This is a genomic window from Pseudazoarcus pumilus, assembly GCF_002872475.1.
Taxonomy (GTDB): domain Bacteria; phylum Pseudomonadota; class Gammaproteobacteria; order Burkholderiales; family Rhodocyclaceae; genus Pseudazoarcus; species Pseudazoarcus pumilus.
Genome location: NZ_CP025682.1, coordinates 1,576,900 through 1,601,592, shown reverse-complemented (window position 1 = coordinate 1,601,592; position 24,693 = coordinate 1,576,900). Strand labels below are relative to the sequence as shown.

The window sequence follows — 24,693 nt, the reverse complement described above, 5'->3', positions numbered from 1 at the left end:
TCATGTCCGCCCTCGACATCACCTCGACCTTCGCGCTGTTCGACGACAACCTCTCCGGCGGGGGCGACCTGCTGCTCGAGGGCTTGTGCGAGACCATCGTGTGTCACCGCACCGACGAGATCGATGCGGTGTTCGCGCATATCGAGGCGGCCCGGCGTCGCGGGAAGTGGGTCGCGATCGCAGCGAGCTTCGAGCTGGGCCAAGCGCTCGAACCGCGACTGGCGCGCACCGCACGGGCGGCAAACGCGCCGCTGATGACCGTATGGGTCTTCTCGCAGGCCACCAAGATGCCTCCCGATCGCACCGCGATCGCGATCGACGCGGCCCTCGCCGGCCTGGATGAACATCAGCGCGTAGCCGCGGTCGGCGACGTGCGTCGCGCTCTCGACGCGAACACCTACCGCGATGGCGTGGCGCGCATCCGTGCGTTCATCGAGGCCGGCGACTGCTACCAGGTCAATTACACCTTCGCGCTGCGCGGACGGATCCTCGGCGAGTCGCTGGCGCTCTACGCCGCCCTGCGCGAGCGCCAGCCGGTGCGCTTCGGGACCTATCTGCATCACGCCGACGGCTGCATCCTGTCGCGCTCGCCCGAGCTGTTCGTCGAACGCAGCGGGCTACGCCTGACCTGCCGGCCGATGAAGGGCACGGCGCCGCGCGAAGCCGGGCCCGAAGCACTCACCGCCTCGGAGAAGGATCGCGCCGAGAACGTCATGATCGTCGACCTCATCCGCAACGACCTGGGCCGCCTGGCGCCGCCCGGCGGCGTGCGGGTCGACAGCCTGCTCGACGTCGAGGCCTATCCGACGCTGTGGCAGATGACTTCGACGATTTCGGCCGAACCGATCGACGCCGATCTGGCGACCATCTTTCGCGCGCTGTTTCCCTGCGGCTCGGTCACCGGGGCGCCGAAGATCCGTGCGATGGAGATCATCCGCGAACTCGAACCCGCGCCGCGCGGCTTGTATTGCGGCGCGCTGGGCTGGCTCGCGCCGGACGGGGATTTTCGCTTCAGCGTGCCGATTCGCACCCTCGAGGCCGATGCACGCGGCCACTTTCGTTGCGGCCTGGGCAGCGGCATCGTCGCCGATTCCGAGCCGACGCGCGAATGGGACGAGTGCCTGCTCAAGGGCCGCTTCCTGACCGGTCTGCGGCCAACCTTTGGCCTGATCGAGACACTGCGCTGCGAGCCGCAGTCCGATGCGCCCTATCCGCTGCTCGAGCGCCATCTCGCACGACTGACAGCCTCGGCCGGCTTCTTCGGCTTCGACTGCGACAGCGCGACGGTGCGCGCGATCCTGTATGCCCACGCCGGCTCTCTCCAGGGTCCGCATCGGGTGCGCCTGGAACTGTCGCCGGACGGACGTCTGATGCTCGACGGCGGGCCGCTGCAGGCGCTGCCCGAACCGGTGCGCGTCGGCTTCGCTGCCTCGCGCCTGCGCTCCGACGACGTGCTCGCGCGTCACAAGACCACTGCCCGCGCACGCTACGATGCGGCGTTGCGCGAGGCCTCCGCGGCCGGTCTGTTCGACGTGCTGTTCTTCAACGAACGCGACCAACTGGTCGAGGGCGCGCGCACTTCCGTCTTCATCGAAGATGAGGACGGTGCGCTGCTCACCCCGCCGCTCGCCGCCGGCGCGCTCGATGGCGTGCTGCGCCGCGAACTGATCGAAAGCGGTCGGGCGCGCGAGGCCGTGATCGATCGCACGCATCTGGCGGCGGCCCGCCGCGTGTTCGTCGGCAACGCGCTGCGCGGCTTGCTGCGCGCCACGCTGAGCGATTGAGCGCGGCTATACTCGGACTTCCATTTCATCGAGCACGTGGGAGTACGACGCATGAAGATCGAAACCCTCGCCGTCCACGGCGGCTACCAGCCCGACCCGACCACGCGCGCGGTCGCGGTACCGATTTACCAGACCACTTCCTACGCCTTCGACGACACGCAGCACGGCGCCGACCTGTTCGACCTCAAGGTCCAGGGCAACATCTACACGCGCATCATGAATCCGACCAACGACGTGCTCGAAAAGCGTCTGGCGGAGATGGAAGGCGGCGTGGCCTCGCTGGCCATGGCCTCGGGCATGGCGGCAATCACCGCGTCGATCCAGACCATCGCCGAGGCCGGCGACAACATCGTCACCTCGAGCACGCTCTACGGCGGCACCTACAACCTGTTCGCCCACACCCTGCCCAAGTACGGCATCGATGTACGCTTCGCCGACCACCGCGACCCGGCGAGCTTCGAGCGCCTGGTCGACGAGCGCACGCGTGCGCTGTTCTGCGAATCGGTCGGCAACCCGCTGGGAAACATCACCGACTTCGCCCATCTGGCCGACGTCGCCCACCGCCACGGCGTGCCGCTGATCGTCGACAACACCGTGCCCTCGCCCTATCTGTGCCGGCCTTTCGAACACGGCGCGGATATCGTCGTGCATTCGCTGACCAAGTACCTGGGCGGGCACGGCAATTCGGTGGGCGGCGTGATCGTCGATTCGGGCCGCTTCCCATGGGCCGAGCACAAGGACAAGTTCCGCCAACTCAACGAGCCGGACGCGTCCTACCACGGCGTGATCTACACCGAGGCGCTGGGACCGGCCGCCTACATCGGCCGCGCGCGCGTCGTGCCGCTGCGCAACATGGGCGCGGCGCTGTCGCCGTTCAACGCCTTTTTGATCCTGCAGGGCATCGAGACGCTGGCGCTGCGCATGGACCGCATCTGCGACAACGCGCTCAAGATCGCCACCCATCTGAAGTCCCACCCCAAGGTGGACTGGGTCAATTACGCCGGACTGCCCGAGCATGCGGACCACGCGCTGGTGCAAAAATACATGGGCGGGCGCGCCTCGGGGATTCTCAACTTCGGCGTGCGTGGCGGACGCGAGGGCGGTGCGCGCTTCCAGGACGCGCTGCAACTGGTCACGCGCCTGGTCAATATCGGCGACTGCAAGACGCTCGCCTGCCATCCGGCCTCGACCACGCACCGCCAGCTCGGCCCGGACGAGCTGGAAAAGGCCGGCGTGTCCGAAGACATGATCCGGCTGTCGATCGGCATCGAGCACGTCGATGACCTGATCGCCGATCTGGATCAGGCGCTGGACAAGGCCTGAGCCCTCGTGCCGCAGGCGGCCTCAGGCAAGCGAATCGATGAACTTCGCCAGTTTCACGTCGAGCGCGGTCAGGCCGCCTGCGTCATGCGTCGACAGCGTGATGTCGACGCGGTTGAAGACGTTGAACCACTCGGGATGGTGACCCATCTGCTCGGCCTTCAGTGCCACCCGGCTCATGAAGCCGAAGGCGGCGTTGAAATCGGCAAAGCGCAGGCTGCGCGTGATCGCGTCACGTCCGCTCACTTCCTGCCAGTTCTCGAGCTCGGCGAGTGCGTCCTTGCGGGCCTCGCCCTGTAGTCGGTCGCTCATCACTATCCTCCGTTGCTGCGGGTGAATCCTGCGCGTATGCTGCGCCGCTTTCGCGGTGCAGTAGACAGTGGAGCACACGCCCGTGCACAGCAAGCCCCCCATCCATGCAAACGCGCCCGAGCTCGACGGATCCCACTACGACGCGATCGTGATCGGCGCAGGCGCAGCCGGCATGATGTGCGCCGCGCTGGCCGGGCAGCGCGGACGTCGCGTGCTGCTCATCGACCACGCCGAGAAGCTCGCCGAGAAGATCCGCATCTCCGGCGGCGGGCGCTGCAACTTCACCAACCGCCGCGTAGAACCCGGCAACTTCCTGTCGCGCAATGCGCACTTCGCCCGCTCGGCCCTGGCGCGCTTCACCTCGACCGATTTCATCGACATGGTCGATCGGCACGGCATCGCCTGGCACGAGCGCGAGCATGGCCAGCTGTTCTGCGACGAGTCCGCACAGGACATCATCGCCATGCTGCGCACCGAATGCGAATGGGGTGGCGTCGACTGGGCGATGCCATGCGCGGTCGACGCGGTGCGCGCTATCGACGCGGATGCAACACGCTTCGAACTGGACACGGCACGCGGGCGTGTGCGCTGCGAGAGCCTGGTGATCGCCACCGGCGGATTGTCCATCCCGAAAATCGGCGCAACGCCTTTCGGCTACCGCATCGCCGAACAGTTCGGCCTCGAAATCGTGCCCCCGCGCCCTGCGCTGGTGCCGCTGACGCTGGCGCCCGAGACCCTGGAGCGCTTCAAGCCGCTGGCAGGCGCATCGCTCGATGTGGTCGCGCATTGCGACGGCGGGCGCTTCCGCGAGGCCATGCTGGTGACCCATCGCGGGCTTTCGGGTCCGGTGATCCTGCAGGTGTCGAGCTACTGGCAGCAGCAGGCCTACGTCGACGCGCCGTGGCAACCGGTGTCGGTCGACCTGCTGCCGGGCCTGGACGTGCGCGCCTGGCTGGCCGAGCGCGCGAACGAGAAGGCCTTGCTCGCGAATCTGCTGGCCGACGTCCTGCCACGCCGATTCGCCCATGCCTGGTGTGCGCTGTATGGCTGGGAGCGACCACTCAACCGCTTCGCGCCGGCCGAACTCGATGCCGTCGCCGAGGCCTTGTGCGACTGGCACATCGCGCCATCGGGCACCCAGGGCTATGCCAAGGCCGAGGTCACGCTCGGCGGCGTGGATACGCGCGCACTGTCGTCCAAGACCATGGAGGCGCGCGTCGTGCCCGGGCTGTTCTTCATCGGCGAGGTCGTGGACGTCACCGGTCGCCTGGGCGGTTTCAACTTCCAGTGGGCCTGGTCGTCGGGCCACGCGGCGGCTCAGTTCGTGTGAGCACCCTGGCGTCGCGCGCCGAGGAAGAGCGGCACGATCGCCACGCATTGGATCGCGATCAGCACGCCGAAGGCCATCAGGTTGATCGCGGTGCTGACCCGACCAAAGGCCTCGCGCGGGAAGCACGAGGCCGCTGCGACATAGGCCTGCGCATTGACCGCAGCCAGCAGGCCGATCGCGAACCACAACAGGATGGACGGCCCGCCACCGAGCACGATGGCCAGTTCGACGAGCAGCACCATGCAGTAGCCGGCCTGCATCAGATTGACCGGGCGCACACCGCGCCGCACCAGCCGCGTACCGAAGAAGCCGATGGCAAGCTGACCCGTGAACATGCCCAGATTGAGCACGACGAGGTAACCGGCTGCGCCGGAACGGCTCAGTCCGTCCATTTCCATCAGCCATGGCACGGCCCACAGGCTCTGCAAGGCCATGAAGCCGCCGGTGAAGAACAAGGCCGTGCCGGCAAAGCGCAGGAAGTCGGGCGACGTGAAGATGCCCCGCAGTCCGCCCATGGCTTGGCGCAACGTCGTCCCGCCGTCATGGCGCGGCGCCTCGGGCACGACCACCGCGACGTAGGCTGCGGCCGCGAGCGATACCGCAGCGATGGCCCAGAACACCCCGCGCCAGCCGATCAGGGGCAGCACCGCCTCGACCGGGGTGGCGGCGGTCAGTGCGCCAAGCGCCCCGGAGGCCATGATGAAGCCGGTCATCGAGCTCTGACGCTCCGGCGGGAACCACAGCGAGAAGGCCTTGAGCCCGGACATCAGGCAGGCCGACACCCCCAGCCCGATCAGGCCGCGCGCCAGCGTCAGCTCGCTGCGGCTATCACCCAATGCGAACACCACCGCACCGAAGGCTGCGATCAGCAACAGCACCACGTTGATGCGCTTCGGACCGAAGCGATCGAGGGCGATGCCAAGCGGAATCTGCGCCAGGCCGAAAGTCAGGAAGTAGGCGCTGGTCAGCAGACCCAGATCGGCAGCGGACAGCGACAGCTCGCGCGTGAGATCCGGCGAGATCACGGCGTTGACGGTGCGCAGCAGATACGACAGGTAATAGCCCAGCGCGAACGGCAGGAAGATGCACGTCCACGCGCCAGGGTGCGGTCTAGGACTCATGGTGTGGCGGGTACCGCGAAGGCTTCGACGACCTGCCTCATTGCGCGCGCGTCGCCTTGAAGCGGAGTTCGTCGCGTTCCGTGAACCCGCCGGAGGTGCGTAGCGTGAAGCGCAGCGAATCGGGCCCCTCAGGCACCGCCACGTAATCGTGACGCAGTTCGCGACGCTGGCTACCCAGTGTCTCGTGCGTGCGGATATGGAAGGACAGGCGCTCGCCGTCGAGCACCGAATCCTCGATCACGCGGCGCGCACCCTGCCAGCTCGCACTGCCGGCGATCTCGCCCGCGGTCTGGCGGAATTCGAAGCGCTCCTCGCGCACCACCCCGCGGCCGTAATCGACCTCGGCCACCCACTGCCCAACCGCCGGCGGTGCGTCGACAAACCAGATGCGGCTCGCGACCAACAGACCGCCGAGCAAAACGACGATACCGACCAGCGCGGCGGCGAACAGGATCTGCCGCGAACTCTGGTCGCGCAGCGGCCCGGCCGGGACAGGCAGCGCGGCCGATACTTCGTCGATCAGCGCAGCGACGTCGTCCGCCCAGTCGTCCGCGGAGAGCGGGAATACCGGCGCTGAAGACAGGGGCGCGATCGCGTCGCCGAGCGCATCGTCCGCCGGCAGCCCGGCGTCGTTCAGGGTGATTGCCAGCAGCGCACGCCCTTGCGCAAGGGCCACGACGACCGCGGAGTGCAGACGTCGGCCCGGCTCGTCGTCAAGCGCACGACTCCCCCCGTCCGCCCAGTCACGATCGACGATCACCAGCACGCGATCGGCGCGGCGCACGGCCGCTTCGATCTGCTCGTCAGCGAGTTCGTCCAGATTCGTGCAGCGCACGTGCAGGCTGGCATCGAGCGCGCCGCGGATGCGGTCGGCCGCATGGCGCCCTTCGTCGTTGCGATGTGCGATCAGCACCTGCTGCATGTCGGATCTCCGGTCGGATTGCGGTCGAGCCCCGGATTGTAAGGGCTGCCGAGGCCGGCGTGGCGGCCTCGATAGATTCGTCCAAATATGTTAAACTGCACGCATCCTCACAGCAGCAGACGACCAGTACTGGTGCAGTTTGCAGATCGATGCACGGTTACGCGACAGACGAACCCGACACAGTCCTCCCCCGCTTTTCCCCGACCGGCGACGCCCGGGCACTCACCGTCTCAAGCCTGAAGCAGCCTGGCCGTTGCGCTCGCACGCGCTCTGGTCGATTTCTGCCCGCGATCCACTACGATTGATTCTAAGAGCCGGCGTCTGGCTGAGACCCCGCGTCGGCCGCCAATATGACAAACAGATTACAGGGATGCCCATGACAGCAGCGACCGACGACAACGACACCTTGACCTACCGCGCGGCCACGCCCGAAGACGGTGCCGCCCTGTGGCGTCTCGTGCGCGATGCCGGAACGCTGGAACTGAATTCCGCCTATTTCTACCTGATCTTCGCCACCGACTTCGGCGAGACCTGCCTGATCGCCGAACGTGACGGCGTGACCGTCGGCGCCGTGGTCGGCTACCGCCCGCCGCGCGATCCCGATGCGGCCTTCGTGTGGCAGGTCGGCGTGGCACCGCAGATGCGCGGCAAGGGCATGGGCAAGAAGCTGCTGCGCGAGTGGCTGAAGCTGCCGGGCGTGCGCGACGCCAGGTGGATGACGGCGACGATCACCGCCGACAACGTGCCCTCGCAGAAGCTGTTCAAGGCCGTCGCACGCGATCTGGGCGTCGACTGCACGGATCATCCGCATTTCACCGAGAACCTGTTCCCGGAACCGCATGAGGCCGAACGCCTGTACCGCATCGGGCCGTTCGCCCAACCATGAAGAATCCCGACTATTACCGATAACGAGGAGGATCGAACATGAACATCTTCGAACAGTACGAATCCGAGGTGCGCAGCTACTGCCGCAACTTCCCCACCGTATTCAAGAGTGCCAAGGGCGCCTGGATGACGGACGAGAACGGCCGCAGCTATCTGGACTTTTTCGCCGGTGCCGGTGTGCTCAACTACGGGCATAACCCGGACCGCATCAAGGCCGCGCTGATCGACTATCTGGCCGCGGACGGCATCACCCATTCGCTGGACATGTACAGCGTAGCCAAGCGCAACTTCATCGAGCGCTTCCAGGAGGTCATCCTCAAGCCGCGCAACATGGCCTACAAGATGCAGTTTCCCGGACCGACCGGCACCAATGCCGTGGAGACCGCGCTCAAGCTCGCGCGCAAGGTCACGGGCCGCGAGCGCATCGTCAATTTCACCAATGCCTTCCATGGCATGACCCTAGGTTCGCTCGCCGTCACCGGCAACGGCTTCAAGCGCGCCGGCGCCGGAGTACCGCTCAACAATACGCTGGCCGTGCCTTTCGAGGGCTATCTGGGTGACGACATCGACACCCTCGATTACCTCGCGCGCATGCTCGCCGACGACGGCAGCGGCCTGGATACGCCGGCGGCGGTGATCCTCGAGACCGTGCAGGCCGAAGGCGGCGTCAACGTCGCGAGCATGGAATGGCTGCGTCGCCTGCGCGACATCACGCGCGAGCACGGCGTGCTGCTCATCGTCGACGACATCCAGGTCGGCTGCGGCCGCACCGGCAAGTTCTTCAGCTTCGAAGACGCAGGGATCGAGCCCGACATCATCACGCTGTCCAAGTCGCTCTCCGGCTACGGCCTGCCGCTGGCGCTGGTGCTGATGAAGCCCGAACTCGACGAGTGGGCGCCGGGCGAGCACAACGGCACCTTCCGTGGTCACAACCCGGCCTTCGTGACCGCCACCGCGGCGCTGGAGTTCTGGGCCGACGGCTGGTTCGAGAAGTCGCTCGCGGCCAAGGAGAAGCTCGTCTCGAGCCGCCTGAACGCGATCATCGACAAGCTCGGCCTGGCCGCCACGGTGCGCGGTCGCGGCCTGATCTGGGGCGTTGCGTTCGAAGACGCCGAACTCCCCGGAAAGATCTCGGCCGAATGTTTCGACAATGGCCTGATCATCGAGACCGCCGGCATCTCCGACGAGGTGCTCAAGCTGCTGCCCAGCCTGACGATGAGCGAGGAAGAACTGGTGCGCGGACTCGATATCATCGAGCGCAGCACCGCCTCGGTCATCAAGTCGCAGTCCAAGGACGCGGCGTGAACCTTCTGCCCCGCGCGCCGCGCGAGGCATCCTCTACCCACAAGGAGCATTCATGATCGTCAAGAATCTGGACCAGATCATCGGCACCGACGCCGATGTCGATTCCGATGGCTGGAACAGCCGTCGCTTCATTCTCAAGAGCGATGGCATGGGCTATTCGGTCAACGACACCATCATCAAGGAAGGCGCGAACCTTGAAATGGAGTATCGCAACCACCTAGAGACCGTCTATTGCATTGAGGGCGAAGGCGAGATCGAAGACCTGGGCACCGGGGAGATTCACCCCATCCGGGCCGGCACGCTGTATGCGCTGAACAAGCACGACAAGCACATCCTGCGCGCCAATCGTGGCACCCACATGCGCATGGTGTGCGTGTTCAACCCGCCGCTCACGGGCCGCGAGAAGCACGACGCCACGGGCGCCTATCCGGTACTCGACTGATCCGAGACGCAACGTGCGAAAGGCCCGGGAGTAAAAGCCCCGGGCTTTTTTCTTTTGCATACGCGAAAACGCCAAACGGCACCCCGCAGGGTGCCGTTTGGCGTGTGATGGGGCGACATACGGGAATCGAACCCGTGACACCTGGAGCCACAATCCCCATTTTGGTGCATTTCTGCCATTTTCCGATGCTTACTGTGTGAAACCACAAACTTACCGTTTCCTTGTATTCACTGGCGAAACCCGTTACTTTCAATTCCAGCACTCAAACTCATATTTACCCCCTGACCGTTACTATGTGCTTACTGTGGCACATTTGGAGGAGAGCTGGAGTATGCCGAAACTGACCAAGGCATTTGTAGAAAAGCTACAGATTCCAGACCGCGAAGTATTCGCATGGGATGACGAAATAAAGGGCTTCGGTATCAAGATTTTCCCGTCGGGGGCGCGCTCATTCGTCTATCAATACCGATCCCCCGAGGGACGCACCCGACGCCTGACCATCGGCAAGCTGTCCGACACCCTGACTACCGACATGGCACGGCGCAAAGCCAAGGAACTCGCCTTTCAGGTGCACAGCGGCAAAGACCCGCAGGGCGAAAAACAGGAGCGTCGCAAGGCCGAGACCGTCGGCGATCTGCTCGACGCCTACCTGGACAGCGAAGCATTCCAGGCGAAAGCAGACAGCACGCGCACTGTCGACCGTGGTCGCATCGAGCGGCACCTGCGCCCAACGATGGGCAAGCACTTCGCCGACCGTGTAACCCCCGAGATGGTCAAGCGCATGCACCGCGAAATCACCGAGGGCAAGACGGCCGCCAACGTCAAGACCGGCCGCAGCAGAGGGCTTGCGAAAGTGAGAGGCGGCAAGGGTACCGCCGACAAGGCCGTGCTGCTGCTGTCCGCGCTCTACAAGTGGGCGGCGGAACAAGGTTATTTGAAGGACAACCCGGCCAGCACCATGAAGTGCTGGCAGACCGGCACTCGCGACACCATTCTGGACAGTGCCGACGACTACCGGCGCATGTTCGAGGCCATCCAGGAACTTGAGGACGAGAAGCGACTGCGCTCCCCTGCCGCTGACGCAATCCGCCTGATCGCGCTAACGGGCGCACGGCGTGGAGAAGTCTCCGGGCTGCGGTGGAAGTACGTCGATCTGAAGGCCGGCCGCATCGTGCTACCGCCGCACGCCCACAAGACCGGGCACCGCAGCGGCAAGCCCCGCATCATCATGTTGCCGGCCGAGGCGCAGGCAATCATCGCGCGACAGCCTGCCGGCGAGGCCGACGATTACGTTTTTCGCGCCTGGCGTGCTGACAGCCCCATCGAACTGGGCCGCGAGTGGCCCAAGGTCCGCACCCGTGCCCGCCTGCCTGCCGACCTCGGACTGCACGGCCTTCGCCACAGCATCGGGACTCACTTTGCCATGCAGGGAGCATCGGCCGTGGAGCTGATGGAGTTGCTAGGACACAAACAGGTTGAAACCACCCTGCGTTATATCCACTACGCCGAGGACGCCCGCAAGACCATTGCCGAGCGCGCCGCCTCGGTAGCGCTGGCGGGACTCAATGGCGAAACCGAGAAAGCCGACGTGATTGAACTCGCGGAGGCCCGGAAATAAGCGGCGCCGTCCGGTAGCCGCCTATGAGGCGGGCCGAGCGGATGCGGGAACATCCGACCGGCCCTGAGCATATGCACCTGCAAGGAGATGCACCATGCCTACAGGAAATTCTACGGCAGATCACAGCGAGATTGAGTTTAGCCCATGCTGGTGGGGAGAGAGTCTTTACGGCACGAAGGAACAGCTACAAGGGCTAGGGCTCGCAGTAGATCAACCCTACCCCGGCGAAACAGGAGGCCCCAAACGCCGCCTACGCTTCGTAGATCCTCGCGGTTTTCCGGGATACATTGAGGCATGGCACGACGGGAAATTTCGTGCGCATATCCGATTCCCTGATCGACCCGAGCGCCCTTCCGTGACTTTCGAGTACGCTCCAGGAGTGAAAAAAGAATCCTATCCGCATGGAGACACCTTCCGAGGCACAGCTTCTGCCTTAGTCGCCGCTGGCCTTGTTGCCCCGTGCCATCTGCCCGGCTCCACAGGAATGCCCAAAACGGTAGTTACAATCCTTGCCGACGGTTCAATCCATCGCGGCGGCAAGACGTCGCGACGAACAGCAGGATGGAACGCAGGGGATAGGTGGATTGAGCGCGCTTCGAAGCATACCTTCCGGGTAACGATCATCGTCAGCGAGCAGGAAGGGTCGGCGCGCTGGGCTGCATACCATCGGGCTGAACATGAATTCATGTCCCGCATGTGGGCACTTCCGCGACCGAAGCCACTGATTGATCCTGATCGCGCCGAGAAGGAGCGCAAGCGTCAACCGATGCGGCGCGAGGGGAACGTCATTCACCTATTCGAAGCGCGAAAATGAGCGCACGCACGACGCTCTCGAAGCTGTTGAATGTGACGGAACCACGCGCACTAGAACTGCTGGCACACGGACTAGTTGCCGCGTCGCAGCGGCAACGATTCCTCGCGGACTTGTACGCACCCGCAGTCACTTTCAAGGAATATGCAGCGAACATAGAACGCTTGCAAAAGGGGCTGGAGAAAATCGCAAGTGGTCGCGGCGACACGGATCGCGCTATCCGCGTCGTCCGCCAGGCGATCAGTGCACTGCCCCCTGCGGACGTTGAGGCGTTAGACAGCTACGATCGCAATACTGCGATAAAGCCACTAGCCAAGCGCCACTTGAGAGACTCGCACTTCGAGCAAGCGATCGACCGGCTGATCGAGCAGGACGATTCAGAGCGGCGCGCGTCCGCTCGCAGCTTGGCGGAAATAGTGGCACAGGTTGAATTGAATCGCCCCGGCAAGGGTGGCGGAAGTCGCTGCGCAAAAAGATTCGTGCCGGCCATTCAGGAATTGGCGTATTGGTTCGCTGAGGCCCTACCCAATCACGCAATCAGTTCAAGTGAGAACACCGTTTTTTACAGGTACGTGGCGTATTGGCTGCAAGATCACGGCGGGTCCACCATCGAATTCCCCGAGCGCCATATTCATGCCGCGATCGAGGATGCAAAACATTGGAGAAAAATAAGCCTCTAGCGTCCCCCAAAACCCGCACGCGTGGTCGATAGTATTCGTGCTGCACCTTACTTTTACGAGGAATGCAGCAATGACCCGCTACCTGAGCCGCAAAGAAGCCGCCGCGTATCTTACTGAGCGCGGATTGCATTATTCGCATACCACCCTTCAAAAGCTTGTCACAGTCGGGGGCGGCCCCGCCTATCGAAAATTCGGCAACCGTGCCGTATATCACCCCGAGGACTTGGACGCGTGGATTGACGCAAAGCTGACCGCGCCTCGCTACTCGAGCACGCGGTAAAGGGGCGCGTCATGAAAAACGCCCGCCGCCCCGAAGGGCAGACGAGCGCGAGCGGTCGCGCTGATTCTACCCCTGCCCGCTTCACTTTTCACCAGGCCTGTAGCGCAGCCTTCGCGGTGATCGGCGTAACGGTCGCAGCGGCCGCGCTGCTGGCCGTGCTGCTGTTGATCGCGGAGGTGGCCCGATGACCCGCCGCCCCGCCTACGCCCGCCAACTGGACGCGACCCTTGCCGAAGGGCAAGAGCCGCGCGACATCCTCATCTTCATCGACCAGGCACCGCCACAGAGGCCCGTGCGCCCGGTGCTGTCCGTGTTCCGTGACGCCGACCCTGGCGCGCTCGACTGGTCACAAGTCGCGGGCCGCGACGTACTGGTCGCCAACGCCGACCGACCAAGCCGCGACCGGTTGCGCTCGACCGTGCAGGCCATCGTCGCCGCCGGCCCGCGCCGCTTGGTGCTCTTGATGCAGCGCCCGCCCTTCGCCGAGCACGTCGTCATTGCAGGGGGACGCGATGACTGACCGACTGCTGCCAGAGATCCCCGTGCAGGTTTCCGGCCTGCCTGATGGACCGACCGACCGCGCCGACAACCCGCTCGCGCCGCCACAGATGCGCCCCGAGGGGTTCCCGCCACAGTTGCGCAAAGTGTGCGACCTGGCGACGGAGAGCAGCGAGGCGCACCCGGTCGCCGTAGCCGCGAACTGCATTGCGTCTTTCTCCGCGATGGTAGGGCGTGGCCCGATACAGCGTATCGGCGACGGGATTGTGCATTGCCGCCCCTTTTGTATCGTTGCGGGCAAATCTGGGAAGGCGCGCAAGGGGACCGCTGAAACACTGGTGCGGGAAGTGTTCAAGCGCACCGATGCGAAACTGCGCCGCCGCACCAAGAGCGACGCGCGGCTGCGCATCCACGCCGGAGGGCTTTCGACCGGCGAAGGCGTCGCGTTCGCGATACGGGACGCGCGCGAGGCGGACGACAACGGCAAGGGGGCAGACGCAGGCGTCGATGACAAGCGGCTGCTGGTGATTGAATCCGAGTTCGCCAACGTCCTGGCGCACTGTCGGCGCGAAGGAAACACCCTGTCAGCGACGGTGCGCAATCTGTGGGACGGGCGCGACCTCGAGCCGCTGACCAAATCCGCACCGACGCGCGCCAGTAGGCCGCACGTGGTGATCATCGGGCACATCACCGGCCACGAACTGCGCGAGCGTGCGACCGAAGGCGACGCGGCCAATGGGCTGCTGAATCGCTTCGTGATCCTGTTCGTGTACCGCCCCAAGCTTGTGCCGCTACCGAAACCCACGCCGGCCCACAAGCTCGACGCCCTGGCGACTCACTTCGCCGATGCCGTCGAGGCAGCCACCGGGGGCAATCTTCTCGCCAACTGCACGCAGGAAGTAACGCTTGGCGACGAGGCTGCCGAACTGTGGTGCGAGCAATACCCGCGCCTGACCCGCGATCGCGACGGCAAGCTGGGCGCGCTGCTGGCACGCACAGAGGTCTATGCGCGAATGCTCGCGATGATCTTCGCGTTGATGGACTGCCGGCGCGAGATCGAGCCGTGCGACCTGCACGCCGCCTTCGCATGGATCGACTACTGGATCGAGTCGGTGTCGTTCGTGTTCCGCAGCGGCGACGGCGACGACGAACTGGACCCATTCGCGACCGAGGTATTCCAGGCCGTGAAGGCCCGGCCCGGAATCAGCCTGACCGAACTGCAAGAGGTCTGGCACCGCAAGAAGATCAAGCCGGTGCGTGCTGCCCTCGAAACCCTGCTCAACCTGGCCCCGCCCCTGATCGTCCAGCGCAAGGACGCGAACACGGGCGGACGTGTGGCGCTGCGCTACTACCCGGCCGCCGACCAGGAGGCGCAGCAATGAGTCGCGCACGTGTAGTGAAGTTGGTGAATTTGGTGAGTTATCAGCAACAGCAAGGCATGCAGCAGCGAGCTTGCAGCGAGTTAGCAGCGAGTAAAGGCACGGCACCCGATACCGGCGATCGAGTTAATGCACTTAGCTCGCTTCCTAGCGTGCCGCTGAAACCCGCGCCGTTACTGCTTGTTCGCCTAATTCGCCTAATTCACCAAGGTACACACAGAGACAACGGGGGGCGGTCGAGAAGTTCGCAGCGCCGCACGAATAGACCGGCCGCCCCTCACGTTGAGCAAAACCGCGAAATGAATAGGGGGAGGGGTGGCACCAGGGCAACCCATCACGTGCGGCTGATGGATCGCTCATCAGCCAACCCCGTGCGTGCGCAATCAAATGCACGCGCAGCCGGGGGGCGGTCGAAAAGTTCGAAGCCCCTTCCCAAAGGACCGGCCGCCCAGCCTTTTTTTGTACGAATCCGATTTTCAGGATGGGGGGGGGTGAAGTGATGGACCAGGAACGAAGCACTTCTGACGAAGCCCTTCGCCTGGCTCGCGTGTGGCGGATTCACTGGCCGGAGATCGAGCCGACGACGAAGCGATACCAGGATGCCGTGCCGCTCTCGCGTGTCCTGGCCGAACACCACGCGGCGATTGCCGCCGAACCACTGGAGAACCGCAACCATGAATGAACATGACATTTCACGCGATGCCGCGCAGCTGATCCAGGCCGCTGCGCGGCTGGTAGCCGCGACGATTGACCGCGCCGATACCAACACCCTGCAAGCCGTCGAAACGGCCCTCAATGGCGGCGCGCAGCCAGCGGTCGAAGTCGTACCCCATCCCGAGCATCCGAGCGTGCGCCTGTGGCTTGTAGAGCGCGAGGGGCACGCGCGGCACCTGTTGGCGACCGTGCCGATCCGGGAGGTTCGCCCATGCGCGCATTGATGAACCTGCTCGAGCGCCTGCGTGGGCCGTCGCCGCGCAAGGCGCGTGCCCTGCGCGTGCGCTTCGTCGAACGCACGTTAAGCCGCGAAGGGATGCGCCGGGATGATTGCAGGCGGATCGCGCGTCAGATCATCGAAGGCCTCGACGATGGCGAGTGAACAACGCACGCACGAGATCGCACAGGCCATGCGTGACGCGATCCGCGCGAATCGAGTCGCCGTCAGTTGCGACGAGCGCGTGAGCGAGGCCGACGCCGCCCAACTGCTCGGGCTGCACCCCGGAACGCTGAAGAACCTGCGCCACCAGGGCACCGGCCCGCCGGCCTACCGTATTCCGGTCGCCGGGAGCCGTATTTCATACCGCGTTGATGACCTTGCGGCATGGATCGAAGCTCGACGACATTAAAAGGCATTATTCGGAATGGATACACGCTCATCGAGTCGATACCCTCGGGGTAATTGCCTACGAGATGTGGCAACGAGCGACGAGGGAGATCCCGTCGCCACCAGGCCCGACCCCGGACGCCCTGTTGCGCGAGATGCCAGCAGGCCGGCGCGATGGATGTCCGCCGAACGCCGAAAGGTAACGCCCTGTGAGCTGCGCGCAAGCGCAAACACAACCCGTTTGGAGATCTGACCATGAAAAAACTGAATCTCACCCCTGCGGTATTCCTGGGTGTCACCGCCCTGGCCGCCGCGATCCCGGCTGTGTTCGGGGTCACACCCCTGGCGATGCTCGCCTCGCTGTTCATCGTCGCACTGGCGGCACTTTTCACGGAGAGCGGCACATCATCTTACACGGGCACCTTCCGCCGCCAGTTCGGCAAGGTCGGCAGCCTCGAGGATGTCGCGGAGCAGTACAAGGAAGTGCAGGCCAATCTCAAGGACGTGCAGAGCAACCTTGAAAAGCACTTCGGGCATAGCGGCGAAATCTCCGCGCGCTTGCAGGCAATCGAGCAAGCCGTCGCGAAACACGGCTATGGCGAAGGCACTGCCGCGCTGATCAATTCCGTCGGCGCAGAAGCGCTTGATTCGCTTCGCGAGTCGTCGGCATTCGCTGCGCTGTCCGAGTGGAACCAGGGCACCGCCCGCGCGCCGGTTCATGCCGGCATCCGCGCGATCATCAACACCCCGAGCGAAGGCACTTCGAGCGAAGGGCACTACATGCCGAGCAACCCGGAACGCTCCGGCGTGTTCGGTCCTGCCCTGCGTCCGTTGCGCCTGCTCGAAGCCCTCGAAAGCCGCCCGACGACCGCTGATTCGGTCGAGCATGTCCGCCTGCACTACGACGGCGAGCCGTCCGAGCAGTTGGAGGAAGGCGACGAGAAGAAAGAGATCGATATCGAGGGCGAGTTGGTCCGCGCGAATATCGTAACGATCGCCGGCCACACCACGGCATCGCGTCAGGTGCTGTCGGATCATGCGGCGCTGCAGGCGAACATCAACGAAGTGATGAACAACAAGCTGATGGCCCGCCTCGAGCATCGCCTGATCAACGGTCAAGGCGGACAGGGCAAGATCGAGGGCTTCATCGAGGTCGGTACGACCTTCCTGCCCACGATCGGCGCAACGCCGGCCGACATCATCGGCGAGGCGCTGGTGCGGCAGGCCGACAAGGGCTATTCCCCGTCCATCGTGGTGATGAACCCGCTCGACTGGTTCCGCTTGCAGCTCACCCGCAAGGGCGACACCGATAATGAATACCTTTTCGGTTCGCCGACGATGCCCGTCCCGCCGTCGCTGTGGAACGTGGCCGTCGTCCGTACCCCCGCGATGCCGGAAGGCGAGGCGCTGACGATCGACGGGTCGCACGTGACCGTGCTCGACCGTGAGCAGGCATCGGTGATGCTCTCCAACAGCCATAAGGATTACTTCACCCGCAACTTGGTGGCGATCCTGGGAGAGCTGCGCGCCGGCCTTGAGGTCCGCGACGCCTGGGCGGTCTATCACATGGATCTGAGCGCACCTTCGAGCGAGTAACGCCCAGCCAGCGGGCCGTGAGGGCTAAACCCTCACGGGGAGCTGGACACGCTTTTCGGTGTGCGTGAGGGGAAAACACTGGCAGGGCGGGTCGCGTGATGCGGTGCCGCCCATTTTCATGCACGAGGTCATGGATGCAGCCGAGGACACGCAGCCCCCAATCTGAGACGCACGCGCCTGATCTGCCGGAACTCGACCTATGGCATGCCGCGCTGTCGCAGTTCATCGAGGACGCCCGAATCTATGCGACGACCGGCAAGGACCAAGCGGGCTATCGTCGCGCGGCATTCCAAGACCTGATCCACGGCGGGCCGATGCTGCGCCGCCTGTCGGGCTTCGCTTTCGTCGATCCCGAACTGGTGCGCGCCGTATTCCTGCGTTCCCTGCCGCGAGGTCGCATCATCGGGGGAGTGAGATGCAAGGCTGGAAAGCTGACGACGGAACACCCCTGACCCTGTACGCGATCGAGTCGCGCGAGGGGCAGCCGGTGTTTCATCTGCTGTGGCTTGACGACGAAGATCGCCTGTACACCAGTTGGTGGTACTTCGACGCCGAACCAGGCACGCAACGGGATCGGCTGATCCCGAGGCGCGTAACCTGCGGGACCACGGTGCGCAGGAGCTAATCGAGGGCGAGCGCCCCATCGAGTACGCGCAGGTATGCCGCCCTGCCGAACTTCAAGCCCTGACCCGCCTAACCTCAACGGCACTCGCCCGCGTGGCGGTTTCTGGTCCTTGCGGACGACGTAATGTTGCAGTCACGCAACGCAAAAAAGGCCCGGAGAGTCCGGGCCTTTGTGCTTACTATGCGCTTACTTTTAATTTCCGCCAATTGGCGAATTTCCGTAAGTGCTTGATTTTTGGGGCGACATACGGGAATCGAACCCGTGACACCTGGAGCCACAATCCAGTGCTCTACCAACTGAGCTAATGCCGCCGCTGTAGCGTGCAGCGCAGTCCATAAACCGCGATGCGAAAAACCTTGTTCTGGCCTGCCCGGCAGGGATCGAACCTGCAACCCCCGGCTTAGAAGGCCGGTGCTCTATCCGATTGAGCTACGGGCAGATCCGGCCGGGCCTTCCGGGGCGAGCTGGTCGGGGTGGAGGGATTCGAACCCCCGACATCTTGCTCCCAAAGCAAGCGCGCTACCGGACTGCGCTACACCCCGAGAGCCGCGCATTCTACACAGCGCCCACAGGCACGTCAAACGCCACCGGAGCATTTTGCGATCAGGCGCAAATGCGCGTCTGGAGCGTTTTTGCGCCAAGGCCGGCAAAATGTCATTGCGCTTGTGCAGTGCGGTTCTTTCTGCTATTAAAGCGCCTTCTCTTGACAACCCGGTCCAATCGCATGTCGGACGAGTCACTGAACCGCAACTTCGCCCCCTACGCCGCCGATGACGGCGAGGACTACATGAACGAGGCGCAGCTCGCCCACTTTCGCTCCATCCTCGAAGCGGCGCGGAAGACGATGATGGAAGACATCGACCGCACCGTGCATGCAATGCAGGACGAGGCGACGGTTTTTGCGGACCCCAACGACCGCGCCAGCCAGGAGTCGGACATCGCGCTGGAACTGCGCAACCGCGACCGCGAGCGCCGGCTGATCAAGAAGGTCGACGAGGCGCTCACGCGCATCCACGAGGGTGAGTACGGCTATTGCGACAACTGCGGCGTGGAGATCGGTCTGCGCCGCCTGGAGGCCCGTCCCACGGCGACGCTGTGCATCGACTGCAAGACCCTCGACGAGATCCGCGAACGCCAGATGGGCAAATGAGCTGCGGACGCACCGCCGCCAAAAAGAAAGGTTCTTCGCGTGATTTGGGGGAAGTAGTGGTTGACGGGTCGGAGGTTGGTAAATTGGCAGTCGCCAAACAAACCGATCCCCTTCCTCTTCCCCGTCATGCGAGATGCTATGTTGGACATGGTCTTCTGGGAAGGCCATGTTGTGGATTCCTACGAAGAACGTGCCGATGGCTCGTTGCTTCTACATCTGTGTGAAGAGCCCTCCTACCGTCCCCGATGTGGTCGTTGTGGCAGTGACTGCGTGCTGCTGCACGAACGTCGACGACGGCTGGTGCGCGAGCGAGACTGGTTCGACCGACGGGTCTGGCTGGATGTGCCGATTCGCCGGCTCGACTGCTACCACTGTGGTGCGCGCGCCGCCGAGCGCCTGAGTTGGCTCGATGCGGGCGAGCGCATCACGCACCGGCTGCGGGCCTGGGTCGAGGCGCTCGTAAAGATCCTGCCGATTGCCCACGTAGCCCAACTGACCGGCTTGCACTGGCACACCATCAAGCGCATCGATCAGCGGCGCCTGCAAGCCCAACACGGCGCTTTCGAGGCGCAGGGTGTGCGACGGCTGGTGATGGATGAGTTCGCACTACACAAGGGGCACCGCTACGCGACGGTAATCATGGATGCAGAGCGCATGCGTGTGCTATGGGTCGGCGAAGGCAACAGCCGCGCCGCGGTCCGACCGTTTTTCCAGTTGCTCGGCAAACAAGGCTGTCAGCGCATCGAGGCGGTCGCCATGGACATGAACACGGCCTTCGATCTGGAAGTACGCGCCCATTGTCCGAGCGCCGAAGTGGTCTACGACCTGTTTCACGCCGTTGCGCGCTTCGGCCGGGACGTCGTTGATCGGGTGCGGGTCGACCAGGCCAACGCCTTGCGCAGCGCACCCGCACAGCGCAAAGTGATCAAGCGTTCTCGCTGGTTGCTGCTGCGCAACCGCGACAACCTCGGCAGCGAGCAAGCAGTCAAGCTCGACGAGTTGTTGGCGGCCAATGCACCGCTGGCCACCGTCTACCTGCTCAAGACCGCGATCAAGGAAATCTGGTTTGCACCGACCGTGCGCGAAGGTGCTCGCAGATGGAAAGATTGGTACCGCATGGCTATCGACAGCGGCATTGCCCCGGCGATCGCCTTTGCCAAACGACTGCGCAAGTACCTGCGTGGCATCCTCGCATCAGCCATCTTTCCACTCAACACCAGCGTGCTCGAAGGCGTCAACAACCGCATCAAAGTCATTAAGCGAATGGCCTACGGATTTCGCGACTCAGCCTACTTCTTCCTCAAGATCAAGGATGCCTTCCCCGGAAAAGCGCGATGAACCAAAAGAAAGGGACGCCGCGGCGTCCCTTTCTCGTTAACGGGCGGGCTGACCGATCACTCGGTTGCCTGCTCCTCGAGCAAGGCCTTCATGCTGAGACGGATCTTGCCGCGATCGTCGGTCTCGAGCACCTTGACGCGCACCGCCTGGCCTTCCTGCAGGTAGTCCGTGACCGCGTTGACGCGCTCGTTGGCGATCTGCGAGATGTGCAGCAGCCCGTCCTTGCCCGGCAGGATATTGACAATGGCGCCGAAGTCGAGCAGGCGTACCACCGTACCGTCGTAGACGCGACCGACCTCGGCTTCCGCGGTGATCGACTCGATCTTCGACTTGGCCAGTTGTGCTCCCTCGGAGCTGATCGACGAGATCGTGATCGTGCCGTCATCCTGGATGTCGATGATCGCACCGGTCTCTTCCTGTAGCGCGCGGATCACCGCACCGCCCTTGCCGATCACGTCGCGGATCTTCTCCGGATTGATCTTCATCGACATCATGCGTGGCGCGTAGGCCGAGACCTCGCCGCGGTGCGAGGCGAGCGCCGTCTGCATGATGCCCAGGATGTGCAGCCGCCCTTCCTTGGCCTGCCCCAGCGCGACCTGCATGATCTCCTTGGTGATGCCCTGGATCTTGATGTCCATCTGCAGCGCCGTTACGCCCTTCTCGGTGCCGGCGACCTTGAAGTCCATGTCGCCGAGGTGGTCCTCGTCGCCGAGGATGTCCGAGAGTACGGCAAAGCGGTTGCCATCCTTGATCAGGCCCATCGCGATGCCCGCGACGTGGTTGCTCATGGGCACGCCGGCGTCCATCATCGCGAGCGAGCCGCCGCACACCGACGCCATCGAACTGGAACCGTTCGATTCGGTGATCTCGGAGACCACACGGATCGTGTAGCCGAAGTCCTCGGGCTTCGGCAGCACGGCCACCAGGGCACGCTTGGCCAGACGACCATGGCCGACCTCGCGCCGCTTGGTGCCACCGAAACGACCGGTCTCGCCGGTGCAGAACGGCGGAAAGTTGTAGTGCAGCATGAAGTTCTCGCGGTACTCGCCCGCGATCGCGTCAATGATCTGCTCGTCGCGTCCGGTACCCAGCGTCGCGACCACGATGGCCTGCGTCTCGCCGCGCGTAAACAGCGCCGAGCCGTGGGTGCGCGGCAGCACGCCGACCTTGACGTCGATCGGTCGCACGGTGCGCGTGTCACGACCGTCGATGCGCGGCTCGCCGCTGAGGATGCGTCCGCGCACGATCTCGGCTTCCAGGTCGTGCAGGATGTCCTTTACGACGTTGCTCGACGGCGGGTTCTCGGCCGACTCGATCACCTCGGCCATGACCTTGGCACGGATCTCGTTCAGGCGGGCGCTGCGCTGCCCCTTGTCGATCAGGTTGAACGCCTCGTTGAGCTCGGCGTAGGCGATCTCGCGCACGCGCGCGATCAGGGCCTCGTCACGCGCCGGCGGCTGCCAGTCCCACTCGGGCTTGCCGGCGACCTCGACCAGCTCGTTGATGGCCTGGATCGCATGCTGCATCTGCTCGTGGCCGAACACCACCGAACCCAGCATGATGTCCTCGGGCAGCTCCTGCGCTTCGGATTCGACCATCAGCACGGCCGTTTCGGTACCAGCCACGACCAGGTCGAGCTGGCTTTGCTCGAGCTGGCTGCGCGTCGGGTTGAGTACGTACTCGCCGTCGACGTAACCGACGCGTGCCGCGCCGATCGGGCCGTGGAACGGAATGCCGGAGATGGCCAGCGCCGCCGAGGCGCCGATCAGGGCCGGAATGTCGGAATCGATCTCCGGGTTCAGCGACAGCACCTGCACGATGACCTGGACCTCGTTGTAGAAGCCCTCCGGGAAGAGCGGACGGATCGGGCGGTCGATCAGGCGGCAGGTCAGGGTTTCCTTCTCGGTGGGGCGGCCTTCGCGCTTGAAGAAGCCGCCCGGAATGCGTCCGGCGGCATAGAACTTCTCGACGTAGTCGACAGTGAGCGGGAAAAAGTCCTGACCCGGCTTGGGCTCACGCTGCGCGACCACGGTGGCGAGCACGACCGTGTCATCCATGTTGACCAGCACGGAGCCGCCGGCCTGACGGGCGATCTCGCCGGTCTCGAGGGTGACGCTATGCGCACCGTAGGCGAATGTCTTCTTGATGGCTTGAGGCACGATGAATTCCTTTCAGAAAAGAGCCGCAGCAAACGACAACTGCGGCCGGCGGCCGACAGGCCGCACAAACGACAAAGCCGGCACGGTGTGGATAACCACCGTGCCGGCTCGTCGCGCGGAAGAGGCGTCGGGTGCTGTGCGCACGTCCGGCGACTTGCTTACTTGCGCAGGCCCAGACGCTCGATCAGGTTGCGATAGCTGTCGGCGTTGCGACCCTTGAGATAATCGAGCAGCTTGCGGCGCTGGCTGACCATCTTGAGCAGGCCACGGCGCGAGTGATGATCCTTGGCGTTGGCCTTGAAGTGGCCGGTCAGGCCATTGATGCGGGCGGTCAGCAGCGCCACCTGCACTTCGGGCGAGCCGGTGTCGCCCGGCGCGCGCTGGTAATCGGAGACGATCTTGGACTTGGTTACGGTTTCGAGAGCCATGTGGGTGTTTACTCTTTTTTCGATCTTTAAATCTAAGGGGGCGATTATAGCGGGAATCTGTCCTGAAACTCAATCGTGCGGGGCAAATTCGGCGGGGTCGGCCGCCACCAGTCGCCGTGCCCTCAAGGTGCCGTCCGGGCCGACCTCGCCGAGGCCGAGGAAGCGGTGCCTGCAATGCAGGCGCACCGGACCGGCCAGGGCGGATGCCGCATGCAGCGCCCTGCCCTGCAGGATGGCCTGCGCCTGCCCGTCCTCGAGTTCCAGCGACGGACACGCGAGCAGCCGGTCGGGTGGCGCGAGCAGCGTCCGGCGCGTCGGCGCGGATTCGGCTTCGAGCGCGTCGAGGGTGAGCGCATCGGCCACGCCGAAGGGACCGATCGCGGTGCGCCGCAATGCGCTCAAATGCGCGCCGCAGCCGAGCGCCCGGCCCAGATCGATCGCCAGGCTGCGGATGTAGGTGCCCTTGCTGCATCGCACCGACACGCGAACATCGGTTCCCTCGAAGGCCAGCACATCAAGACGGTGGATGCTCACTCGCCGCGGGGCACGCTCGATCTCGATGCCGGCGCGTGCGTACTCGTACAGCGGCTTGCCATCGCGCTTGAGCGCCGAATGCATCGGCGGAATCTGCTCGATCTCGCCGCGCAAGGGCTCCAGCGCGGACTCCAGCGCTGCCGCCCCGACGGCGACGGAGGCCGTCGAGACGATGCTACCCTCTGCGTCACCGCTATCGGTTTCGAAGCCTAAGCGGATCGTTGCCTCGTATTCCTTGTCAGCATCGAGCAGCGTCTGCGAGAACTTCGTCGCCTCGCCGAAAGTCAGCGGCAACAGCCCGGTGGCCAGCGGATCGAGCGTACCGGTATGCCCGGCCTTGGCGGCGTTGAGCAGCCGCTTGGCCGCCTGCAGCGCACCGTTGGAGCTGAGCCCCTGCGGCTTGTCGAGCAGCAGTACACCGTCGATGCGCTCGCGCGGAATTCTGCGTGGGGGACGATTCACCTTAATCGTTCGTGTCGCGCCCGGCCGCGCGAGCCTCGTCCTCGGCCACGACCTCGTCGATCAGCTTGGACATGCGGCTGCCGTTCTCGACCGAACTGTCATAGACGAAGTGCAGCTCGGGCGTCGTGTGAATGCGCACGCGCCGCCCCAACTCGCGACGCAGAAAGCCGCTGGCGCGTCGCAGGCCGACGAGAATTTCCGGCAGCCCCTCCTCGCCGGTCATCGAGGTGAAGAACACCTTGGCGTGCGCATAGTCCGGGCTGATCTCGACATCGGTGAGCGTGATGAAGCCGACGCGCGGGTCCTTCACTTCGGTGCGGATCAGCTCGGCCAGTTCACGACGGATCTGCTCGACGACGCGCTGACTACGGGAAAATTCCTTGTTGCCCATAC

Annotated in this window: 27 protein-coding genes and 3 tRNA genes; 20 read left to right on the top strand and 10 right to left on the bottom strand. The window is 64.5% G+C overall.

All coding sequences use genetic code 11. From position 1 onward, the window contains the following. Positions 1-2 precede the first annotated feature (2 nt). Complete coding sequence (gene pabB, locus C0099_RS07720; protein WP_102246896.1) at positions 3-1,784, top strand: aminodeoxychorismate synthase component I; 1,782 nt, start codon at positions 3-5, stop codon at positions 1,782-1,784. Between the two features lie 51 nt (positions 1,785-1,835). Further along, on the top strand, positions 1,836-3,107 hold the full coding sequence (locus tag C0099_RS07715) for an O-acetylhomoserine aminocarboxypropyltransferase/cysteine synthase family protein (RefSeq protein WP_102246895.1): 1,272 nt from the start codon (positions 1,836-1,838) through the stop codon (positions 3,105-3,107). 21 nt (positions 3,108-3,128) lie between these two features. Here the strand turns inward: C0099_RS07715 and C0099_RS07710 are convergent, their stop codons facing one another. Next, positions 3,129-3,518: a 4a-hydroxytetrahydrobiopterin dehydratase gene (locus C0099_RS07710; RefSeq protein ID WP_123785225.1), complete on the bottom strand. Its 390-nt coding sequence runs from the start codon at positions 3,516-3,518 to the stop codon at positions 3,129-3,131. On the opposite strand from C0099_RS07710, the gene C0099_RS07705 reads away from it, so the two are divergent. Then, positions 3,499-4,746: a BaiN/RdsA family NAD(P)/FAD-dependent oxidoreductase gene (locus C0099_RS07705; RefSeq protein WP_228151675.1), complete on the top strand. Its 1,248-nt coding sequence runs from the start codon at positions 3,499-3,501 to the stop codon at positions 4,744-4,746. The genes C0099_RS07710 and C0099_RS07705 overlap by 20 nt on opposite strands. Here C0099_RS07705 and C0099_RS07700 read toward each other — a convergent pair. Continuing rightward, positions 4,734-5,867 (bottom strand): MFS transporter, encoded by a 1,134-nt coding sequence (locus C0099_RS07700; RefSeq protein WP_102246893.1) that lies wholly within the window; start codon positions 5,865-5,867, stop codon positions 4,734-4,736. The genes C0099_RS07705 and C0099_RS07700 overlap by 13 nt on opposite strands. Positions 5,868-5,904: 37 nt before the next feature. After that, positions 5,905-6,789: a hypothetical protein gene (locus C0099_RS07695; RefSeq protein WP_102246892.1), complete on the bottom strand. Its 885-nt coding sequence runs from the start codon at positions 6,787-6,789 to the stop codon at positions 5,905-5,907. A gap of 376 nt (positions 6,790-7,165) precedes the next feature. On the opposite strand from C0099_RS07695, the gene ectA reads away from it, so the two are divergent. The 15 genes from ectA (at position 7,166) to C0099_RS07630 (ending at position 18,056) form a co-directional block, all read left to right on the top strand. Beyond that, the gene (gene ectA, locus C0099_RS07690) at positions 7,166-7,675 is read left to right on the top strand and encodes a diaminobutyrate acetyltransferase (RefSeq protein ID WP_228151674.1); all 510 of its coding nucleotides are present in this window, start codon (positions 7,166-7,168) and stop codon (positions 7,673-7,675) included. 38 nt (positions 7,676-7,713) lie between these two features. Then, a complete protein-coding gene (ectB, locus tag C0099_RS07685) occupies positions 7,714-8,979 on the top strand; it encodes a diaminobutyrate--2-oxoglutarate transaminase (protein ID WP_102246890.1) in 1,266 nt (421 codons plus the stop codon). A 52-nt stretch (positions 8,980-9,031) separates the two neighbouring features. Continuing rightward, positions 9,032-9,421 carry an ectoine synthase gene (locus C0099_RS07680; protein WP_102246889.1) on the top strand — a complete coding sequence of 130 codons (390 nt, stop codon included), beginning with the start codon at positions 9,032-9,034 and terminating at the stop codon, positions 9,419-9,421. Between the two features lie 331 nt (positions 9,422-9,752). Continuing rightward, entirely contained in the window at positions 9,753-11,039 is a 1,287-nt protein-coding gene (locus C0099_RS07675) for a site-specific integrase (RefSeq protein ID WP_102246888.1), read from the top strand. A gap of 810 nt (positions 11,040-11,849) precedes the next feature. Further along, positions 11,850-12,530 carry a hypothetical protein gene (locus C0099_RS07670; RefSeq protein ID WP_102246887.1) on the top strand — a complete coding sequence of 227 codons (681 nt, stop codon included), beginning with the start codon at positions 11,850-11,852 and terminating at the stop codon, positions 12,528-12,530. Between the two features lie 70 nt (positions 12,531-12,600). Beyond that, the gene (locus C0099_RS07665; RefSeq protein ID WP_102246886.1) at positions 12,601-12,810 is read left to right on the top strand and encodes a helix-turn-helix transcriptional regulator; all 210 of its coding nucleotides are present in this window, start codon (positions 12,601-12,603) and stop codon (positions 12,808-12,810) included. A gap of 11 nt (positions 12,811-12,821) precedes the next feature. Then, the gene (locus tag C0099_RS15975; RefSeq protein ID WP_164084887.1) at positions 12,822-12,998 is read left to right on the top strand and encodes a hypothetical protein; all 177 of its coding nucleotides are present in this window, start codon (positions 12,822-12,824) and stop codon (positions 12,996-12,998) included. Further along, positions 12,995-13,330 carry a hypothetical protein gene (locus C0099_RS07660; protein ID WP_102246885.1) on the top strand — a complete coding sequence of 112 codons (336 nt, stop codon included), beginning with the start codon at positions 12,995-12,997 and terminating at the stop codon, positions 13,328-13,330. Before C0099_RS15975 ends, C0099_RS07660 begins: the two co-directional genes overlap by 4 nt. Then, complete coding sequence (locus C0099_RS07655) at positions 13,323-14,690, top strand: YfjI family protein (RefSeq protein ID WP_102246884.1); 1,368 nt, start codon at positions 13,323-13,325, stop codon at positions 14,688-14,690. Before C0099_RS07660 ends, C0099_RS07655 begins: the two co-directional genes overlap by 8 nt. Before the next feature lie 496 nt (positions 14,691-15,186). Beyond that, positions 15,187-15,369 carry a hypothetical protein gene (locus tag C0099_RS07650; protein ID WP_102246883.1) on the top strand — a complete coding sequence of 61 codons (183 nt, stop codon included), beginning with the start codon at positions 15,187-15,189 and terminating at the stop codon, positions 15,367-15,369. Further along, positions 15,362-15,625, top strand: coding sequence for a hypothetical protein (locus tag C0099_RS15835; RefSeq protein ID WP_123785223.1), 264 nt, complete (start codon positions 15,362-15,364; stop codon positions 15,623-15,625). Before C0099_RS07650 ends, C0099_RS15835 begins: the two co-directional genes overlap by 8 nt. Then, positions 15,625-15,783 carry a hypothetical protein gene (locus tag C0099_RS15970; RefSeq protein ID WP_164084886.1) on the top strand — a complete coding sequence of 53 codons (159 nt, stop codon included), beginning with the start codon at positions 15,625-15,627 and terminating at the stop codon, positions 15,781-15,783. Before C0099_RS15835 ends, C0099_RS15970 begins: the two co-directional genes overlap by 1 nt. Before the next feature lie 28 nt (positions 15,784-15,811). Further along, positions 15,812-16,030, top strand: a complete 219-nt coding sequence (locus tag C0099_RS07640; RefSeq protein ID WP_199797665.1) for a helix-turn-helix domain-containing protein — start codon at positions 15,812-15,814, stop codon at positions 16,028-16,030. Between the two features lie 233 nt (positions 16,031-16,263). Further along, positions 16,264-17,604, top strand: coding sequence for a phage major capsid protein (locus tag C0099_RS07635; RefSeq protein ID WP_102246880.1), 1,341 nt, complete (start codon positions 16,264-16,266; stop codon positions 17,602-17,604). 134 nt (positions 17,605-17,738) lie between these two features. Then, a complete protein-coding gene (locus C0099_RS07630) occupies positions 17,739-18,056 on the top strand; it encodes a hypothetical protein (RefSeq protein WP_102246879.1) in 318 nt (105 codons plus the stop codon). A gap of 408 nt (positions 18,057-18,464) precedes the next feature. On the opposite strand, the gene C0099_RS07625 is transcribed toward C0099_RS07630, so the two are convergent. The 3 genes from C0099_RS07625 to C0099_RS07615 all read right to left on the bottom strand — a co-directional run bounded on the left by C0099_RS07625 (position 18,465) and on the right by C0099_RS07615 (position 18,771). Beyond that, positions 18,465-18,540 (bottom strand) — tRNA-His (locus C0099_RS07625). 51 nt (positions 18,541-18,591) lie between these two features. Further along, positions 18,592-18,668: transfer RNA gene (locus tag C0099_RS07620), tRNA-Arg, on the bottom strand. 26 nt (positions 18,669-18,694) lie between these two features. Further along, positions 18,695-18,771: transfer RNA gene (locus C0099_RS07615), tRNA-Pro, on the bottom strand. 182 nt (positions 18,772-18,953) lie between these two features. Between C0099_RS07615 and dksA the strand changes: the two genes are divergently transcribed. Next, positions 18,954-19,379, top strand: coding sequence for an RNA polymerase-binding protein DksA (dksA, locus tag C0099_RS07610; protein WP_164084885.1), 426 nt, complete (start codon positions 18,954-18,956; stop codon positions 19,377-19,379). Positions 19,380-19,505: 126 nt separating this feature from the next. After that, positions 19,506-20,717 (top strand): ISL3 family transposase, encoded by a 1,212-nt coding sequence (locus tag C0099_RS07605; protein ID WP_408634131.1) that lies wholly within the window; start codon positions 19,506-19,508, stop codon positions 20,715-20,717. A gap of 56 nt (positions 20,718-20,773) precedes the next feature. On the opposite strand, the gene pnp is transcribed toward C0099_RS07605, so the two are convergent. The 4 genes from pnp to rbfA form a co-directional block, all read right to left on the bottom strand. Next, positions 20,774-22,876 carry a polyribonucleotide nucleotidyltransferase gene (pnp, locus tag C0099_RS07600; protein ID WP_102246877.1) on the bottom strand — a complete coding sequence of 701 codons (2,103 nt, stop codon included), beginning with the start codon at positions 22,874-22,876 and terminating at the stop codon, positions 20,774-20,776. Positions 22,877-23,034: 158 nt separating this feature from the next. Next, entirely contained in the window at positions 23,035-23,304 is a 270-nt protein-coding gene (rpsO, locus tag C0099_RS07595) for a 30S ribosomal protein S15 (protein WP_102246876.1), read from the bottom strand. A 69-nt stretch (positions 23,305-23,373) separates the two neighbouring features. Beyond that, entirely contained in the window at positions 23,374-24,300 is a 927-nt protein-coding gene (gene truB, locus C0099_RS07590) for a tRNA pseudouridine(55) synthase TruB (RefSeq protein ID WP_173768948.1), read from the bottom strand. Between the two features lies 1 nt (position 24,301). Next, positions 24,302-24,691 carry a 30S ribosome-binding factor RbfA gene (rbfA, locus tag C0099_RS07585; RefSeq protein ID WP_102246874.1) on the bottom strand — a complete coding sequence of 130 codons (390 nt, stop codon included), beginning with the start codon at positions 24,689-24,691 and terminating at the stop codon, positions 24,302-24,304. Between the last annotated feature and the right edge of the window lie 2 nt (positions 24,692-24,693).

Excerpts from the sequence above, each read along its gene's own strand:
- C0099_RS07710 (WP_123785225.1), bottom strand. The coding sequence starts at position 3,518 with ATGGGGGGCTTGCTGTGCACGGGCGTGTGCTCCACTGTCTACTGCACC.
- C0099_RS15975 (WP_164084887.1), top strand. The coding sequence starts at position 12,822 with ATGAAAAACGCCCGCCGCCCCGAAGGGCAGACGAGCGCGAGCGGTCGC.
- ectB (WP_102246890.1), top strand. The coding sequence starts at position 7,714 with ATGAACATCTTCGAACAGTACGAATCCGAGGTGCGCAGCTACTGCCGC.
- C0099_RS07670 (WP_102246887.1), top strand. The coding sequence starts at position 11,850 with ATGAGCGCACGCACGACGCTCTCGAAGCTGTTGAATGTGACGGAACCA.
- C0099_RS07635 (WP_102246880.1), top strand. The coding sequence starts at position 16,264 with ATGAAAAAACTGAATCTCACCCCTGCGGTATTCCTGGGTGTCACCGCC.
- C0099_RS07695 (WP_102246892.1), bottom strand. The coding sequence starts at position 6,789 with ATGCAGCAGGTGCTGATCGCACATCGCAACGACGAAGGGCGCCATGCG.
- C0099_RS07675 (WP_102246888.1), top strand. The coding sequence starts at position 9,753 with ATGCCGAAACTGACCAAGGCATTTGTAGAAAAGCTACAGATTCCAGAC.
- C0099_RS07700 (WP_102246893.1), bottom strand. The coding sequence starts at position 5,867 with ATGAGTCCTAGACCGCACCCTGGCGCGTGGACGTGCATCTTCCTGCCG.
- rbfA (WP_102246874.1), bottom strand. The coding sequence starts at position 24,691 with ATGGGCAACAAGGAATTTTCCCGTAGTCAGCGCGTCGTCGAGCAGATC.
- ectA (WP_228151674.1), top strand. The coding sequence starts at position 7,166 with ATGACAGCAGCGACCGACGACAACGACACCTTGACCTACCGCGCGGCC.
- C0099_RS07650 (WP_102246883.1), top strand. The coding sequence starts at position 15,187 with ATGGACCAGGAACGAAGCACTTCTGACGAAGCCCTTCGCCTGGCTCGC.
- C0099_RS07665 (WP_102246886.1), top strand. The coding sequence starts at position 12,601 with ATGACCCGCTACCTGAGCCGCAAAGAAGCCGCCGCGTATCTTACTGAG.
- dksA (WP_164084885.1), top strand. The coding sequence starts at position 18,954 with ATGTCGGACGAGTCACTGAACCGCAACTTCGCCCCCTACGCCGCCGAT.
- C0099_RS07655 (WP_102246884.1), top strand. The coding sequence starts at position 13,323 with ATGACTGACCGACTGCTGCCAGAGATCCCCGTGCAGGTTTCCGGCCTG.
- C0099_RS07660 (WP_102246885.1), top strand. The coding sequence starts at position 12,995 with ATGACCCGCCGCCCCGCCTACGCCCGCCAACTGGACGCGACCCTTGCC.
- C0099_RS15835 (WP_123785223.1), top strand. The coding sequence starts at position 15,362 with ATGAATGAACATGACATTTCACGCGATGCCGCGCAGCTGATCCAGGCC.
- pabB (WP_102246896.1), top strand. The coding sequence starts at position 3 with ATGTCCGCCCTCGACATCACCTCGACCTTCGCGCTGTTCGACGACAAC.
- C0099_RS15970 (WP_164084886.1), top strand. The coding sequence starts at position 15,625 with ATGAACCTGCTCGAGCGCCTGCGTGGGCCGTCGCCGCGCAAGGCGCGT.
- C0099_RS07640 (WP_199797665.1), top strand. The coding sequence starts at position 15,812 with ATGCGTGACGCGATCCGCGCGAATCGAGTCGCCGTCAGTTGCGACGAG.
- C0099_RS07605 (WP_408634131.1), top strand. The coding sequence starts at position 19,506 with ATGCGAGATGCTATGTTGGACATGGTCTTCTGGGAAGGCCATGTTGTG.
- C0099_RS07715 (WP_102246895.1), top strand. The coding sequence starts at position 1,836 with ATGAAGATCGAAACCCTCGCCGTCCACGGCGGCTACCAGCCCGACCCG.
- C0099_RS07680 (WP_102246889.1), top strand. The coding sequence starts at position 9,032 with ATGATCGTCAAGAATCTGGACCAGATCATCGGCACCGACGCCGATGTC.
- rpsO (WP_102246876.1), bottom strand. The coding sequence starts at position 23,304 with ATGGCTCTCGAAACCGTAACCAAGTCCAAGATCGTCTCCGATTACCAG.
- C0099_RS07630 (WP_102246879.1), top strand. The coding sequence starts at position 17,739 with ATGCAGCCGAGGACACGCAGCCCCCAATCTGAGACGCACGCGCCTGAT.